Here is a 15,780-nt window from a genome sequence, read left to right on the forward strand (position 1 = left end):
TAATAATGTTGTCGGCCAAAATTATTAATCGACTCATCAAAATAGGAATAAATTTAACTTTTTCAGTGTCCGGTTTTCGCTCATACCTGAATTATTATGTAGCTAGCTAACCTTATTATAGTACAAGGTTTATGTAAGTTTCTTTTCAAATTTGACGTGTATTTCACCTAGTCCTTCATATATTATTTGTACATCTTTATTTATATCCACTTCCATGAGGCCATTATATGAGCCGGTTATAAATACTTGATTTTTTTCTAACTTAAATCCATTCGCAGATAAAAAATTAATAGCCCAATAAAGTGGTTTTTGAGGTAAATCGCCAGGATGCTGCCCTATAACATTAGAGCTCTTGTGGCCCTCCTGCTTCACTATAAGCGTAATATTATTACTCTTATATGCTTTTTCAAGTCTTACTTCTGGGCCGATATATACGCCTTGATTAGATAATCCATCGGCAAGCTTTTCAAACTGTGTTGCCACGTATTGTTCACAAAACCTGTTTTCAATAAGTTCTAACGCTAGGTGTGCGCTTCCTATAGCATTGTCTATTTGCTCATTTGTATATTCTTTTAATGCCCATAAGTCTTTGTTTAAAATAAAGGCAATTTCAGGTTCTATCAACGCTTTATTATTTTTTGTATTTAACGGGCAGTTCTTAGTGGCACTAATTGGCTTATGCAACAGTGGGGCTAAAGTGATTGCTCCATTGCTTGATGGAAGCATACATTTCCAACCGTAAACGGTCTCATCATTTAGCTTTATCATCAATTTTTGAATGGCTAAAACGTCTTCAATCGCGTCAAGCGTTAAACCTTCAGGGAAATCAGATACGCCATTACCACTTTCTCTTTTACTTAATAAGTGTCCTGCTATATGCCTAAACTTTTCTGATTTTTCCATTTAATTGCCTTTAGGTTGTTCGCTATCTAGTAATAACGTAAAAGATTATGTTGCAGCTTTGAATAATACATTGAACACACCCAAAAACATACTACCTTTATATTTATAATACTTTTTATTTTCTGCTTTATTGTAATCTTTCAAGCAAACGCGCGCGTAATTTAGAGCTACGGATTTGCTCAATTAATTCGTTCACGTTTACGCTGGAAGATCCGGTATAATCAATATAGCTTTTTATAGCGTAAAACTTCGATTGCTCCCCTTCTAACATAGATATCCACTCCCGAGCATCACTTAGCTTGTGTTCTGGCCATTGGCTAATTACAGAATAAGCTAGGCTAGGTTGAAATACTGAAGGGTAACTGTAAAACTCATCCTGTATTTGCTGTGAGTTTTTTTCAATTAATGCTTGCGCTAATTGGTGCTGAATAATAGTACGTTTGTTAGCTGGTATCTCAGTGTGTACCTCAAGGTAATTTAATAATTGTGTTGGGTCTATTACAGCCCAATTTTGTAAAAGCCTTAATTCTGCCTCTTGTTTAACTTCGTTATTATTTAAACTATTCAACCATTCGAGTCCTTCATAGGGTGATACTGCTACTTGGGTACTTAAGTAGTCGTCTACAATACTTAGGTCAGAGTGAAGTGCTTCAAAGTTTGAAATAATGTTTCCAGCTACCGGTAAATTCTCTGCAATTAAAAAGTGTATTACTTTGCTTATGTATAAAGTTTGTTCCGGAGTTTTATATTGATCATCCAGCCAATAGACACATTCATATGGCGCTTCTTTGGCCCAATTAAGTAAATGATTGCTTATGGTTTTTATACGTAATTCTGTGTCTTTTATTAACAATGCTTTATTAAGCATGGTCGTATATGTTGGCTGTTCTATTTCAAAGTCTATTGCATGTGCAGCAATAGGATTAATTGCTATTTTTGATTGCTTTGTATCTTTTATTTCGATGTGCATTTGTACAGGGGTTTCTTTGTAAATCCGCCCATTATCGTTTGTTTTTATTAAGCAAACATAACAACTGATGATGAGTAAACTAATACCAATAACCCACTTGCCGTGTAAATTTAATTTTTTCATACCCCCTCCAAAGAAGTAGAAGCCTGAGATCCTACAAGTAAAATGCCTCAATCCTTTGAGGCTAGCTTTAGTTAGCTTAATTCACCGTTATGATTAATTTATCTGTTTTACCTTTATTCTTAGTTTTAGCCGTAATCGTGGCTGTGCCTTTATTTTTTGCTTTTACAACTCCAGCACTATTCACAGTTGCCACGTTTTTATTGCTTGATGAATAAATGACTTGTTTGTTGGTTGCACAATTTGGTAGTACTGTACTTGCTAGCGTTGTAGATTGACCGTTTCGTAGCGTTTGTTTTGGTGCGCTTACTTGCACATTGTTAACAGCGACAAAGGTGTTAGGACATGATTGACCTTCGCTTGGATCCGAATTGTTATTGCCTATCTTTACCCAGGTTCTTACATAATCAACTTCCATTGATGTTGGGAAACCTTCTTCCGACTTATTATCTGATGGGTAAAATTGGTTACATTTCCACTGAGTATGTGGCGCGCGTAAACCTTGAGACAATGTTAGATTCATTTGACGGTGCCAGTATAAATTGTCCTTTTCACCCACAACTTCACCATCTACGTACCAAGTGATCTTGTCTTTAGTCACATTTACACCATAGATGTGGAAATCATTACGTGGATCGAAAGGTAGGTGGTATCCACTGTGATTTGTCTGAGGAAAAGACCCCGGACGCATCCATGTTGGTTTACCATTTTTTACCACAATATTATGCAAATCATGATCAGACTCCCTAACTGCGCTTTTTTGAGTAAGCTCTACTACGTCTATTTCACTATATTGAACATCCCCTTCTTTCGTTAAAGAGCGGTCAATTGTGCTATACATCCAAAAAGCAGGTGAGACACCGGGAAATGTACTCGCCCCTTTAATGCGTGCTTCGTAATAACCATAGTTACCAGTAGCTCTTGATTTAGCTACACCCGATGTATAATAAAGTGGATAATTAGCAACTTGCTGTTGATTACAGCCGTCCCAAAATGTACGTTGATGAGACTCTCGCTTAGTGGTCAATTTTAGTTTTCCGTTAGACACTGTCGCATTTTGATTTTTCCACGACCATACACCATAATTTTCGGTTTGAAAGTTCCACTTTGTAGCATCTTTTACGTCAAACTCATCAGAGCGCTTAGCTTGCAAAATCCACGTCTCGCCAGGTTTAGCAATAGGTGGCTGTATATCAGCCGCCTGAGATGCTGAACTTAATATAAGCAGACTTAATGCTGATAAAGGAAAGATTACTAAATTTATAGGTTTCATTTTATATCCATTGTTTGTGTACGCTGAGTCAGAGCCAGCAATAGTTACAGTGTTATATTTAATATATTGAATTTCACAGATATGCTTCCACAGCTGTAAACTTAACTCTCATACCTGCTAATAATTAAAAGTAAACTTAACTCTCATACCTGCTAATAATTAAAAGTAAACTTAGCGGGTCGGTATATTTAATATTGATATACAACACCAAACCTCAAAAAATGGTTTTATTGTTCTCTAAAAATGGCTTTTATTCGTTATTTAGTTGTAGTTTTAGCGGGTAAAAGTACTTTTAAATTGCTTAGGGGTACAGTTTGTTCGTTTTTTAAAAACAGTAGCAAAGTAGTTTGAGTTATTAAAACCTACTTCGTAAGCTGTTTCTGTAACAGACTTTTTTAGTAGTACTTTTTTAGCTTGCTCTATTCTTACTTCAATAATTTTATTATTGATTGTCTCGTTAGTTGCTAACTTGAATTGCTTAACAAGACATGAGCGGCTTACACCAACAGAAAGAGCAACCGTGTCTATATTTATATCTTTGAAGTAATTATTTTCTATATACAAAAGCGCATTCTTTACGACGCAGCTATTAATGTGAGTCTGCTTTGTCTTATTACTATTACACTGGCTATTATCTTGCTGGTGCAATGTACTCTCAAAAAGCTCTGGAGTTAGCGGATTTAATTGCCTGCTAAAACTAATTTTATTAGTTTCAGGAGTAGAGCTAAGTATTTGGTTATTTTGAGAAGCAGCTATTTTCGAAGAAGTAATAAGGTTACTTTTAGTTTCAACAGCGTAATTTGCTGTTTGTATATCTTTAAACATGGTAGCTAACCAAATTAATCCACATAGACTGGTGCCTGAATAGTACGTAACCCAATGCTCCGCCATACTGCCTAAAACCGCGATAACACCTAAACTTATAGCGCTATATATATAACCTTTGTTTTGTGATTTATGCGTATGCAGCAATAGATAGCTACATGGGATAATTAACAAAACCATAAAGGTGACGACCTGGAAATAGTAAATATGAGTTAGTTTAAGCCAATCAATGGGAGTTATTTTTATCCCAAAACCTTCAAGTACGTTAATTTTGGGGTGTGCTAACTCCGTTAAAACTAAAAAACACACTGAAAAAGCCAACCCAAAGCTGTAACTAAAATACGTAACTGGTTTGGGTAATTTAACATTCGAAAATCTAAAAAGTGCAATTAACAAAGAAGGTAAACCTAACCAAAAAAATAAAATTGTTCGTCCTAATTGGATGAATGGCTTGGCATACTCAATAGGGAGAATATTAAAAGTAGGGCCGCATAAATAAAAAATAAATGTTACAAAAAATACAGCGAAGTAGTTATACGACGAACCAAAGCGGCGTCGCTCTAAAGAAAAGTACACAAACGCAGTAAAAAAAATAGTTGCGACTAACATCGGAACTATACAGCGCAAAAATACACCCCACGTCAGCAGATTGTCTATCACACCCTTTCACCTTATACCCAAAAACAATACATAGTATGTTTATATAAATAAAACAAATAAACCAGAAATAAATTGTAATCGAAGCGTTAACTGCAAAGCATTTGATTTAAATATTTGTAAATACCTACTTAATTGTCATACCCAGAAAAAGCTAAAGAGATTCTTTACTTGACGCACAAACATATGATGTTTAGATTAGTAAAATGTATAACCACCTTTTTACTATTTAAATACTGACTTCTATCTATAACAATAAGGAGAATTACAATGCACAATAAAAAGAAACTAGTACTTGCTATATTAACTTCACTATCAAGTTATTCGTACGCACAGGCTTCAGATGTTTCTGTACCAACTAAAGATAATAACGATACAGAAGTGATTGTAGTGACTGGCGTGCGCTCAAGCCTCGAGGCTGCATCATCATTAAAACGTTACAGCGATAGTGTTCAAGATAGTATTGTTGCTGAAGATATTGGTAAGTTTCCAGATCAAAACGTTGCCGAATCCTTGCAGCGTATTCCAGGTGTTTCAATTAACCGTGTAAATGGTGAGGGCTCAAAAATAACCGTTCGTGGTTTCGGCCCAGAATTTAACGTTGTTACTTTAAACGGACGTACATTAGCAACCTCTGAAATTGGTCGCTCATTTGATTTTCAAGTATTAGCAGCAGAGCTAATATCGGGTGCTGATGTAGTTAAGTCTCCCACCGCTAAAACGCCTGAAGGCAGTATTGGTGCTTATGTTAACGTTAAAACAGCACGCCCTTTAGATAATCCTGGATTGCATGTGCTGGGCTCTATAAACGCTAAATACAGTGAGCTTTCTGGCGAAACAAGCCCTGAATACTCTGCATTATTTAGCAATACGTTTGCTGATGAAACATTCGGTTTTAATATTGCTCTTTCGCAACAAAAAAGTGATAACCGATACGATTCAATGGGTACAACTCGCTGGTTATTACTTAATAATGAGCCAGGTGTTATTGAAGGCGACATTCATAATTTAGATGGAAATGTGGTGACGCCGAGCATGCTTCGCCATGCAGGTCGAATTGAGTACGCATTAGGACAAGAGCATCGCGAACGTATTGGTATTAATACCAGTTTTCAGTGGGCACCAGATTCAAGTTTTACCAATACATTTGATTACATGTATACCGACCTCTCGGTAGAAACTCAAACTCAAGGTTTACAAGCCGGTTTACAATATCCTAATTGGCGAAATGTGGTCGTGTCAGACAACGGTACAATTTTATCAGGCACTAAGTTTTCGGGAAGAACACTGGGCGGAACCGGTGACAATGTAGATTTTAGAATTGATGGTTTATTTCAAGAGCTTGAATCAAAATCAAAAACACAGGCGTTTGGATTTAATTCTGTAAAAGAGTTTGATGTATTAACACTTGAGTTTGATATAAGCCATTCAACATCTAAATCAACGCCGCGAAATGACTTATTAGTTCCTAATTATATCTCACCTGAGCGAAACGACAGTTTAGATTTTGATTTTAGAAACACTGATACCGTTAATTTAGACACAACCATTGATTATGCTTCGCCGACAAGCGTGAGAGCACATTGGAATCAAGTTTCACATTACGAATTACAAGACACGATTACGGAGCTACAAACAAAAGGGAAATACCTACTCGACTTAGAGTTCACTGAAAGCCTAACCTTAGATTCAATCGATTTTGGTATTGCGTATTCAGATCGTGAAAAAATAAGAGATCGCTTTGAAACATTCCATGAAGATAACTGTGGCTTAGTAGCACCAGATGCCGATATTTGTGGCGAACTTAGAGACATGCCTGATGACATATTTTCAGCAAGTCCCTATTCAGATTTTTTAAGCAGTGAGGCGGGTAATTTTCCGCGTGACTTTTTGTTTGCTGATATAAATAAATACCATAGCGCTATTCGTGATATGACCAAAAACCCAAATTGGCCAAACGAGCAATATAACGAAATTGCATCATCAAGTGTGAAAGAAGAGAAAATAAGTGCTTATTCGCAGTTGAACCTAAGCGGCTTAATTAGTGATTACGATTGGCGCGGTAATGTAGGAGTTCGTTACGTAAAAACTGATACAAGTTCAAGTGGTTACGGTAAACGACGTTTAGGTTATACCGGTGAACTTGATAATGGCCAACCTTTATTAGTAGTTGATTACACAGACTCAGGAAGCCTTAAAGCAAAAAATAGTTACACCAACTGGTTACCTAGCGTTAATTTTAGTATTAATTTAAGTGATAATTTATTGGTAAGAGCCGCAGCTGCTAAAGTAATGTCGCGCCCTGCCATTGACGACATTGGTGTACAAACAACGTATACAGATATGCAAGCAGGTAGCTTTTCTCAAACAGGTGGCAATCCTTATTTAGCACCCTATAAGGCTAATCAATACGATTTATCTTTTGAATATTATAGTGATAGCGGCGATGCTTACGCAGTTAACTTTTTCAAAAAGGATATATCTAGCACAATTGCACAAATAACTTATTTAGATAATACACCCGACATTTGGGATGGGTCGCAATATATTGATTCATCAGTAAGTATTGATGGATACGGCAATGTAAACGAAACCATTAATACGAAGCAAAACCAATCAGGCGGCTCAATTAGTGGGGTAGAACTTGCTGTACAACATAATATGGGGTATTTACCGAGCTTTTTAAATGGCTTAGGTGTGCAAGCAAACTATACATGGGCTGATACAACAAATAAAAACACACAAAAAATAGAACTTCCAGGTGTCACCGACCCTGGTGATAAATTGGAGGGATTTGCCGAAAACTCTTATAACATTGTTGCCTACTACGATAAAAATGCATTTCAAGCGCGTTTAGCCTACAACTGGCGAGATGACTTTTTAAGTAGCCGAGCAGGTATACGCAGTGGTGGATTACCAGAGCATACTGCAGCCTATGGTCAGCTCGACTTTAGTATGTCCTATGCGGTTAACGATAACTTTACGCTTACGGGTGAAGCAATAAATATAACTGATGAACGTACCTACCAATATGCCGATGTAAAAGAGCGTGTAATTAATACCCAATATACTGGTCCGCGCTACCGTATAGGTTTACGCGCTAAGTTTTAACGCTTTATTGCAGTAACCCAAATTGCTATAAAGATCGCTCATCAGCGATCTTTATTATATTCCCACTATGCAACGTTTAAAATTAGTTACCCCCCCCTATTTTGTACACATTACATTGACCAGCCAAACATAATATGTTTATATTAAAGGTATGAGCGAACTTATATATTACGACCTAAAACAAACATCAGGAATGGCAGCGAGCCTTTCTGTTCAAGTGGCTAAAGAAATTGGCAGACGCATTGTGTCTGGATCATTTGAAGCCGGCAGTTTAATTGATGATGAAGATGCACTCGCTAAACGCTACCAAGTAAGCCGTGTAGTAGTACGCGATGCGGTAAAAATCTTAGTAAGCAAAGGCCTACTTGATGTACGCAGAGGTATCGGCACGCGTGTACTACCTCGAGATAGATGGAACATGCTGGACGATGACGTATTAGCATGGCATTTGTCAGCACCGCCTAATCGCAAGTTTTTAGAGCAATTAATGGATGTTCGTTTGGCTTTTGAACCAAAAGCTGCTCGCTGGGCTGCAGAACGCGCTCGTCCCGAAGACTTAATCGAAATAGCCGCAGCATGCGAGCGCATGGCTAGAACCGACAACAGTGCAGAAGATTTTATTATTGCAGACTCCCTTTTTCACAAAGCCATTATAAAAGCAGCTCAAAATAGCTTTTTAGCCTCAATGGAAGGCGTTATTTATTCAGCCCTTTTAGTCAGTATTAAAGTAACGAATAAAGACCCCCGCGATAACGGTGCATCTATTCCGTTTCATCGTGAAGTATACGAAGCCATTGCTGCAAAAGATGGCGACAAGGCCGAATTCCTCACCGAAAAACTCCTAAAAGATGCCAGCTTTCGCCTTTCTGCGACAGTAAATAACAAATAGCCATTGTTTATTGTCGAAAATTCATATAAATAGTACGTATAAATAAATAATACGGACACTAAGATACTATGAGCGAATTAACATACTACGATCTAAGACGCAGCAGCGCCATGTCACCTAGCTTACCGGTACAGGTCGCTAAAGAATTAGGCCGTAGAATTGTTGCTGGCACATATACTCCTGGCACACTGATTGATGATGAAAACCGTTTAGCTGAACGTTTTCAAGTAAGTCGAGTTGTTGTTCGTGATGCAGTAAAAATTCTTGTTGGTAAAGGGCTTTTAGATGTACGCAGAGGCATTGGCACTCGCGTAAAAACCCGTGATAACTGGGCATTACTTGACGATGATGTTCTTGCTTGGCATTTAAGCGCCCCACTTAACCCTGAGTTTTTAACTCAATTAATGGAATTTCGCTTAGCATTTGAGCCAAAAGCAGCCAGTGTTGCAGCGCTGCGCGCAGAGCCTGAAGATATTGAAGCCATAGAAGATGCATTAAATGAAATGCAAAGTTCAGTAAGCGATTTAGATAAATTTGTTATTGCTGATGCACATTTTCATGGCGCTATTTTACGGGCTTCTCATAATGAATTATTCATTTCGATGGAATGCGTTATTTTTTCAGCGCTGCTTGTCAGTATTAAAGTAACGAACCAAAGCGCTGAAAGTAATCATGCTTCGATTCCGTTTCACAGAGAAGTATTTGATGCTATTGCTAACGGTAATAGTGAAAAAGCTCAGGCCCTTACAGAAAAGCTTTTAGATGATGCTAAAGCCAATTTAGCTAAGTTAATGGATATTTAATTTATTCTAAATAGCACCGCTAACTCATCATTTAATGTGAGAGGAATGATGAGTAGCGATGCAAGCACAACAACGTTTATACCAATTTTTTAAAAAATTAATTAAAGGTAATATTCAGCATAATTTTTAGCATTAGTCGTAAATTCTTCTAAACCTATTCCTGCTTTATACAAGCCACTTCCTAAACCAAAACCCGATGCCCCTGCATTAACAAATTCACCCTGATTTTGAGGCGATACACCGCCAACAGGGTAAATATCAATATTAGAAAGCACTGTTGTAATTGCTTTTAAGCCTTTTGGACCTGCTGTATCTGCTGGAAAAAACTTAAGTGCGTCTGCACCAGCATGCAATGCAGCAAAACCTTCAGTCGGTGTATAGAACCCTGGCACACAGTACAGCCCTTTTAATTTACTAAAACGGATCAGCTCTACATCGCTATGCGGCGATATAATAATACGACCACCCGCTTTAATTACCTGATCAACTTCGTCCTTGGTAACAACCGTGCCTGCCCCAATAATGGCTATATCTGCGTATTTATCACTTAATAACTTAATACTCTTTAAAGCATCAGGAGAATTAAGTGGCACTTCAATTACGCGGTAGCCAATATCAATAAGTACCTCTGCATAATCAAGCACTTCGCTTGGTGTAATACCTCGTAAAATAGCAACCAGTGGTAATTGCTTCATAGCGTGAGTTAACGAAATTAATGACATAATTGAGTTTCCTTTTCAATGACCAAACCGGCCTGTACAGCAAGTGTAAACATGCCTTTAGTAGATGCAGTTGCACTGCTTAGAATAGAAGAAGTAAAGCCGAGTTCTTTCAATGCTTCACAATAGAGAGTGTTTAAACTTGAGTTACCAATTAAATAAACATGCTTAATGTCATTTAACTTACTTTTAATACCCGCAAGCTCAGCGCCAATAAGTAAACCAGATAAGTAACTAGGTACGTTTTTCAGCGTTAATTGTTTATCTAGCTTTAAAGTACGCGCACTAAATAATGCACTTAATAAACTGCTCTGAACTTGGCTAACACCGACGCCTTTTAAAAAACTTGACATATTTGTTGGTGATTTACCTAGAGACTCTAATCCTTCACCTAAAATGCTTTGTTTAGTCAATAAATCAAACATTTCACCGGTCATAAACGTACTGAGGCAAGTAATAACCGTTTTATGTTGAGCATCTTTTGCAACTTGAACCCATTTAGAATGAGTTCCCGGGAGACAAAACATAGTCTCACCCAAGGTTTGATTACTTAGCTCACCCGTTGTTTGTTCTACATCTAATACGGCACCAAATACTTGCACTTCTTCACCGCGCATTACATCGCATACGTTATTTTTCATAACGTATTTAACACCCGGCACAATACTAATTTGTAGGCCTGCGTTATTATTTGCTTTACAAAGATTTACGCTCATACTGTCAAGATTAACAGGCGTATTTACATAGCCTGTATCTTGCCAACCAATAGCACCGCCTACCATACCAGCCATAATAATCGGCGTTTTGTGTTTTGATAACCAATCTGATATGTAGCTAAGTAATACGGTCTCTAAACAATTGTTTTTAATCGAAAGTACGCCCTGCTCACCATTAACAGTATCTAAAATGCTACCTTTGCTATCGACTAAGAAAGCTCTAAAGTTGGAGCTTCCCCAATCAACCACAATTAATGCTGGTAAGTTGCTTTTGTTATCATTCATAAGCCTTGCCCTTATTTATTAAATTGATACTTCGTAATGTTTAATAAAATCAAGGTCGGGCTCAATACCAAGGCCTGGACCTTGTGGTAGCGCAACAGTTCCGTTGTTATTTTTAACTTGCTCGTTAATGTTTAGAGACTCTTGCAATAGCTGCTCTCTAAATAAGTTTGGCGTTGTATCGTACTCAAGCATAGGCTGTACTGGGTGTGCAGCACCAGGTAAATCAGGTAATGCAGCCAATAAATGTAGGTTAGTGCCAACCGCAATAGCCGAACCCCACACATGGTTTATAACAGGAACAAAATGCGCGTGCGCCATCGCTAATACTTTTTGATACTCGGTAATACCACCTAGTGCACATACTTCTGGTTGCAATAAATCGACGCAGCGGTTTTTAATTAAATCTCTAAAGCCCCAACGAGTAAATTCAGCTTCGCCACCAGCAATGCTCATATCAAGTGCTTCACATAAATCGCGGTAGCCTTGATGATCCTCTGGTGCGACCGGTTCTTCGAACCAGTACACGCCTAAATTTTGCAGCTCTCGACCTAGCGGAATAGCTTCGCGTGCGGTGTATGCATGGTTAGCGTCAACCATTAGCCGCATATCGCGGCCAATGCCTTTTCGCACAGCTTCAACAAGCTTTATATCGCGATCTGGTGAAAGGCCTATTTTCATTTTCATTGCCGTAAAGCCCATTTCTTTAATACGTTGGCTTTCTTCGGTAAAGCGTTCTTCTAGGTTAGGAAACTTTTGTAACATCATGCCGTACCCATAAGCAGGAATTCGGTCTCTAAAAGCCCCCCCTAACAACTTATAAACGGGTTGATCTAAAAATTTACCTGCAATGTCCCACAAAGCAATATCTACACCAGATAAAGACTGAATAGGCATACCTTTTTGACCATGATCGCGCAGTAAGTTATAAACTTTATGCCAAATTACTTCTCTGTCGAGTGGGTCCATTCCCAAAATCATGGGTTGAATAACATGCTCAACAATTGTTTTATTAGCAAATGCCACGCCACCACCGCCAAAACATTCGCCCCAACCTGTAATACCTATGTCGGTACGAACTTCAACTAAATGCGCAGTGCGTTTAGCGTAATATTGCTGCGAATAACCAAGTTCTTCGTCTAGGTCATATTGTAAAACGTGGCTAATAATTTGAGTGATTTTCATTGTCTCTTCCTTAAACCTTTAACGCACGTGAAACACGCTTATAGACAAGATAATCATCTAAAGCTAATAACGAGCAATCAGCCCCAACACCCGATTGTTTAATGCCAAAGTGCGGTAAATTAATACTGTATTTAATACCGTTTACTTGTACTTCGCCAAAACGTAAATGCTTTGCAAAGTGAGATATTGTGTCTTCGTTGCTGCTAAAAATAAATGAGCTCAAACCAGCATCGGTGTCGTTCGCATCTTTAAGTACCTGTTCTTCATCGCTAAATGTAACAATGCTAATAACCGGGCCAAATATTTCTTCTTTATAAATTTTCATGTTCGAGTCAATATTGGTAAGCACCGTTGGCTCGTAAAAATAGCCAATAACACCTGCGGGCTTTTTACCACCACACTGTAATTTAGCGCCATTTTGCTGTGCATCTTTGACAAGATCATCAATACGCTGCCATGAGTTAGCATCCATAACGGGGCCCATATCAATGGCCTCGTTTTTATCAAAACCAACTTTTACTGCTTTTGCACGAGTAAGTACTTTTTCAATAAATTCATCAGCAACGCTTTCGTGTACAAATACACGATTTGGAGTAACACAAATTTGCCCTGCGTTGGCAAACTTAACGCCACAAATTACATCTGCTGCGTTATCTAGATTTGCATCGCTACATACAATGGCAGGTGCATTACCACCAAGCTCCATTGAATAACGCTTGATTGACGTAGCACCTGTTGCAATTACATGCTTACCCACATTAGTAGAACCAATTAAAGTAAGTACAGAGGGAATAGTTGATGCTGAAATAGCATCACCTACGGTGCTATCCGTGCCCGAAAGTATGTTAACCACACCAGCTGGCAAGCCGATTTGTTCACATAATTCGCCTACAGCATAAGCAGACAAAGGCGTTTTACTTGACGGCTTTACTACAAGCGGACAACCCGCAGCCATTGCTGGGCCTAATTTATAAGCCAAGTTTAATAATGGAAAATTCCACGCTAAAAAGGCAGCAGCGACACCTGCAGGCTCTCGACTTAACATATGGCTATGAGTACCTTCGGTATCATTTAATTTTTCGTCAGCGATATTAACAATAGCGTCGGCGTAAAAGGTAAGGCTATCAACTAGCATTTGATAATCATCAGCCGTTGAACCCCACGGTTTTGCCATTTCTAAATGAACACACTCACGCAGGTGTTCCTCATTTTCGATTACAGCATCACGCAGTTTAAGCATCCACTGAGCGCGTTCTTTTGCTGGAGTTGCTGACCACGGTGCAAATGCACTTTGCGCAGCATCGAGTGCTAACAAAGCTTCATTAATACCCGCTGCTGATATTTGCCCAACGGCTTCAAGTGTTGCAGGGTTAATAACATCAGTTGTTACTTCACTGGTTATTAATTTACCGCCAATATACAGTTGTTTAGAAAGCATTCTGTCGCTCCATTATTATCTACAACACCCATAAGGGCTAAAGAAAGACTCACCGGCCTCAATACATACCAACTATTTAAACATATGATGTTTGAATGAGCAAACAGAAAATACATTTAGTTAACAAAAAAAATCATATACCAAGATTTATGAGCATTGCCTTTAATTAAGCCTTCCTCTTCACTCGCTATGGCTTTGTGTAAAGAATCGTTATTGCCTATGCAAGGTTCTATCCCAAGTACAAAAGGGGGTATATGCTCATTGGCAGACCAACCATTGTAATTAAACCAAAGCCCTAAGTGACTTATGCTTGTTGATGAAAATTCAAACCCGCAGCTTTGATTGGCTTTATCATCAACCAGTTTTACAATTATATTTTGATCTTTATGAGTGCCCGTATTTAAGTGTTTGCTAAAAACCTTACTTGCAAAACCACTGTTATAGGGCATAACCTTATTTAGCGGCGGGATTTTAGCTGAGCACTCACTCCAGTTAATAAAGGCACTATTAACGTTATAAAAACGACTAAGCCCTTCATCAACTTTAAACTCCATATGTTTGTTATTTATTAAAATACGCATCTCTGGTTTTATGGCAAAAATTGGATGCGCTGACCAAACAAAAGGGAGATTGTAAGTTGTGTTATTTTTTACGTGGTAATCAACAAGCAACCGTTTACTGTGTTTTTTTAAGTTAAACGTTCTTATAAATGTAAAAGTAGAGTCAAAAACCTCAGCCTGTAAGCTAAGTACTATTTCTTCATCGCTAATATGGGTATGAGTTATCTGCCATGCTTGGCACCACAACTCACCATGATCATGTGAAAAATGCGTTTTATTGGGGATGTGTTCGTATAACTGAGAAGAAATACCCGGGAAACATTCATCCCAGCCACCGCTATCATGCTCTGAAAAATCATTGCTTTTTGTAATTTTTAAAGTGATTTGTTTATCGTGAGCAAGCCACTCTCTATTGTGCTTTAAGCTTACAATAGAGGTGATTTTTGCACCTAACTGAGGAATAACTGTAATAGCAAGCTCACTATTTTTTAGCAAAATAGCCTCAAACCCATGAGCTTTACAGTGTGTTAAGTTAAGCACCTTAATCGTGATAAATTACAGAACGGCCACCATCGATGATTAAGCTTTGCCCTGTCATAAAACTCGAATCTGAACTGGCTAAAAATACTGCTGGATAAGCGATTTCTTCAGTTGTTCCATTTCGTTTTAAAGGGTGTACATCGCCCATTGCTTTGCGTGAAGCTTGCGGATCGTCTGTTTGCTCCCACGACTTAAACGCCATAGGTGTTTCTATCATGCCTGGGCACAGTGCGTTTACTCGTATGTTGTGCTTTGCGTATTCAACGGCCAAGTTTTTAGTTAACCCTATAACCGCATGCTTAGTTACCGCATACGGAAAATATCCTGGTACAATTTTATAAGAATGCACAGAACCTACATTTATAATACTGCCCCGGCCTAAGTCTTTCATATGCTCAAGTACAGCTACAGCACACTGCCACATTCCTTCAACATTAACCGCAAAGCTATCTCGCCACATTTGTGGAGTAACGTCATCTACATTTCGCCCAGGGCTAATTAAAGCCGCGTTATTAACTAAAATACTGGGCTTGCCGATCTCATTAACTACTTTTTCAACCATGTTTTTTATAGCAGTTTCGTCACTAATATCGGTATGAGCAAAAATAGCATCAAAACCTTTGCTTTTTAGCTCTGCTACAACACTTTCACCCATTTCTTTATTTATATCAGCAACACACACTTTAGCACCTTGCTCACAAAATACGCGTGCAACTGTTTTTCCAATACCATCGGCTGCGCCAGTGACAATAGCAACTTCGTTTAATAATCGTGATGACATAGTCATAT

At 38.3% G+C, this 15,780-nt stretch carries 13 protein-coding genes; 3 read left to right on the forward strand and 10 right to left on the reverse strand.

Annotated elements, in window-relative coordinates; genetic code table 11:
- Positions 1-129 precede the first annotated feature (129 nt).
- From GQR45_RS02075 to GQR45_RS21545, 4 genes are all read right to left on the reverse strand, one after another.
- The gene (locus GQR45_RS02075) at positions 130-903 is read right to left on the reverse strand and encodes a 2-keto-4-pentenoate hydratase (RefSeq protein WP_165724977.1); all 774 of its coding nucleotides are present in this window, start codon (positions 901-903) and stop codon (positions 130-132) included.
- A gap of 127 nt (positions 904-1,030) precedes the next feature.
- The gene (locus GQR45_RS02080; RefSeq protein WP_165724978.1) at positions 1,031-1,996 is read right to left on the reverse strand and encodes a hypothetical protein; all 966 of its coding nucleotides are present in this window, start codon (positions 1,994-1,996) and stop codon (positions 1,031-1,033) included.
- A 76-nt stretch (positions 1,997-2,072) separates the two neighbouring features.
- Positions 2,073-3,266, reverse strand: coding sequence for a family 16 glycosylhydrolase (locus GQR45_RS02085; RefSeq protein WP_165724979.1), 1,194 nt, complete (start codon positions 3,264-3,266; stop codon positions 2,073-2,075).
- 273 nt (positions 3,267-3,539) lie between these two features.
- A complete protein-coding gene (locus GQR45_RS21545; protein WP_165724980.1) occupies positions 3,540-4,751 on the reverse strand; it encodes an AraC family transcriptional regulator in 1,212 nt (403 codons plus the stop codon).
- Between the two features lie 267 nt (positions 4,752-5,018).
- Here GQR45_RS21545 and GQR45_RS02095 point away from each other — a divergent pair, with 267 nt between their 5' ends.
- From GQR45_RS02095 to GQR45_RS02105, 3 genes are all read left to right on the forward strand, one after another.
- Positions 5,019-7,859, forward strand: a complete 2,841-nt coding sequence (locus tag GQR45_RS02095; protein WP_165724981.1) for a TonB-dependent receptor — start codon at positions 5,019-5,021, stop codon at positions 7,857-7,859.
- 151 nt (positions 7,860-8,010) lie between these two features.
- Positions 8,011-8,748, forward strand: coding sequence for a FadR/GntR family transcriptional regulator (locus GQR45_RS02100; protein WP_165724982.1), 738 nt, complete (start codon positions 8,011-8,013; stop codon positions 8,746-8,748).
- A gap of 68 nt (positions 8,749-8,816) precedes the next feature.
- A complete protein-coding gene (locus GQR45_RS02105) occupies positions 8,817-9,551 on the forward strand; it encodes a FadR/GntR family transcriptional regulator (protein WP_165724983.1) in 735 nt (244 codons plus the stop codon).
- 101 nt (positions 9,552-9,652) lie between these two features.
- Here the strand turns inward: GQR45_RS02105 and GQR45_RS02110 are convergent, their stop codons facing one another.
- The 6 genes from GQR45_RS02110 to GQR45_RS02135 all read right to left on the reverse strand — a co-directional run bounded on the left by GQR45_RS02110 (position 9,653) and on the right by GQR45_RS02135 (position 15,772).
- Positions 9,653-10,273: a 2-dehydro-3-deoxy-6-phosphogalactonate aldolase gene (locus GQR45_RS02110; protein WP_165724984.1), complete on the reverse strand. Its 621-nt coding sequence runs from the start codon at positions 10,271-10,273 to the stop codon at positions 9,653-9,655.
- Positions 10,264-11,271: a 2-dehydro-3-deoxygalactonokinase gene (locus GQR45_RS02115; RefSeq protein ID WP_165724985.1), complete on the reverse strand. Its 1,008-nt coding sequence runs from the start codon at positions 11,269-11,271 to the stop codon at positions 10,264-10,266. Before GQR45_RS02115 ends, GQR45_RS02110 begins: the two co-directional genes overlap by 10 nt.
- A gap of 18 nt (positions 11,272-11,289) precedes the next feature.
- The gene (locus GQR45_RS02120; protein ID WP_007378522.1) at positions 11,290-12,453 is read right to left on the reverse strand and encodes a mandelate racemase/muconate lactonizing enzyme family protein; all 1,164 of its coding nucleotides are present in this window, start codon (positions 12,451-12,453) and stop codon (positions 11,290-11,292) included.
- Positions 12,454-12,463: 10 nt separating this feature from the next.
- Positions 12,464-13,891, reverse strand: a complete 1,428-nt coding sequence (locus tag GQR45_RS02125) for an NAD-dependent succinate-semialdehyde dehydrogenase (RefSeq protein ID WP_165724986.1) — start codon at positions 13,889-13,891, stop codon at positions 12,464-12,466.
- Positions 13,892-14,007: 116 nt separating this feature from the next.
- Positions 14,008-14,946 (reverse strand): hypothetical protein, encoded by a 939-nt coding sequence (locus GQR45_RS02130; RefSeq protein WP_165724987.1) that lies wholly within the window; start codon positions 14,944-14,946, stop codon positions 14,008-14,010.
- Positions 14,947-14,992: 46 nt separating this feature from the next.
- Complete coding sequence (locus GQR45_RS02135) at positions 14,993-15,772, reverse strand: glucose 1-dehydrogenase (RefSeq protein ID WP_149605829.1); 780 nt, start codon at positions 15,770-15,772, stop codon at positions 14,993-14,995.
- Positions 15,773-15,780: the final 8 nt, after the last annotated feature.

Origin of the sequence: Pseudoalteromonas sp. SA25 (genome assembly GCF_011378705.1) — a bacterium.
Lineage (GTDB): Bacteria > Pseudomonadota > Gammaproteobacteria > Enterobacterales > Alteromonadaceae > Pseudoalteromonas > Pseudoalteromonas arctica.

Coding starts and splice junctions, on each gene's coding strand:
- GQR45_RS02105 (WP_165724983.1), top strand. CDS start 8,817: ATGAGCGAATTAACATACTACGATCTAAGACGCAGCAGCGCCATGTCA.
- GQR45_RS02075 (WP_165724977.1), bottom strand. CDS start 903: ATGGAAAAATCAGAAAAGTTTAGGCATATAGCAGGACACTTATTAAGT.
- GQR45_RS02100 (WP_165724982.1), top strand. CDS start 8,011: ATGAGCGAACTTATATATTACGACCTAAAACAAACATCAGGAATGGCA.
- GQR45_RS02125 (WP_165724986.1), bottom strand. CDS start 13,891: ATGCTTTCTAAACAACTGTATATTGGCGGTAAATTAATAACCAGTGAA.
- GQR45_RS02120 (WP_007378522.1), bottom strand. CDS start 12,453: ATGAAAATCACTCAAATTATTAGCCACGTTTTACAATATGACCTAGAC.
- GQR45_RS02135 (WP_149605829.1), bottom strand. CDS start 15,772: ATGTCATCACGATTATTAAACGAAGTTGCTATTGTCACTGGCGCAGCC.
- GQR45_RS02115 (WP_165724985.1), bottom strand. CDS start 11,271: ATGAATGATAACAAAAGCAACTTACCAGCATTAATTGTGGTTGATTGG.
- GQR45_RS02085 (WP_165724979.1), bottom strand. CDS start 3,266: ATGAAACCTATAAATTTAGTAATCTTTCCTTTATCAGCATTAAGTCTG.
- GQR45_RS02080 (WP_165724978.1), bottom strand. CDS start 1,996: ATGAAAAAATTAAATTTACACGGCAAGTGGGTTATTGGTATTAGTTTA.
- GQR45_RS02095 (WP_165724981.1), top strand. CDS start 5,019: ATGCACAATAAAAAGAAACTAGTACTTGCTATATTAACTTCACTATCA.
- GQR45_RS02110 (WP_165724984.1), bottom strand. CDS start 10,273: ATGTCATTAATTTCGTTAACTCACGCTATGAAGCAATTACCACTGGTT.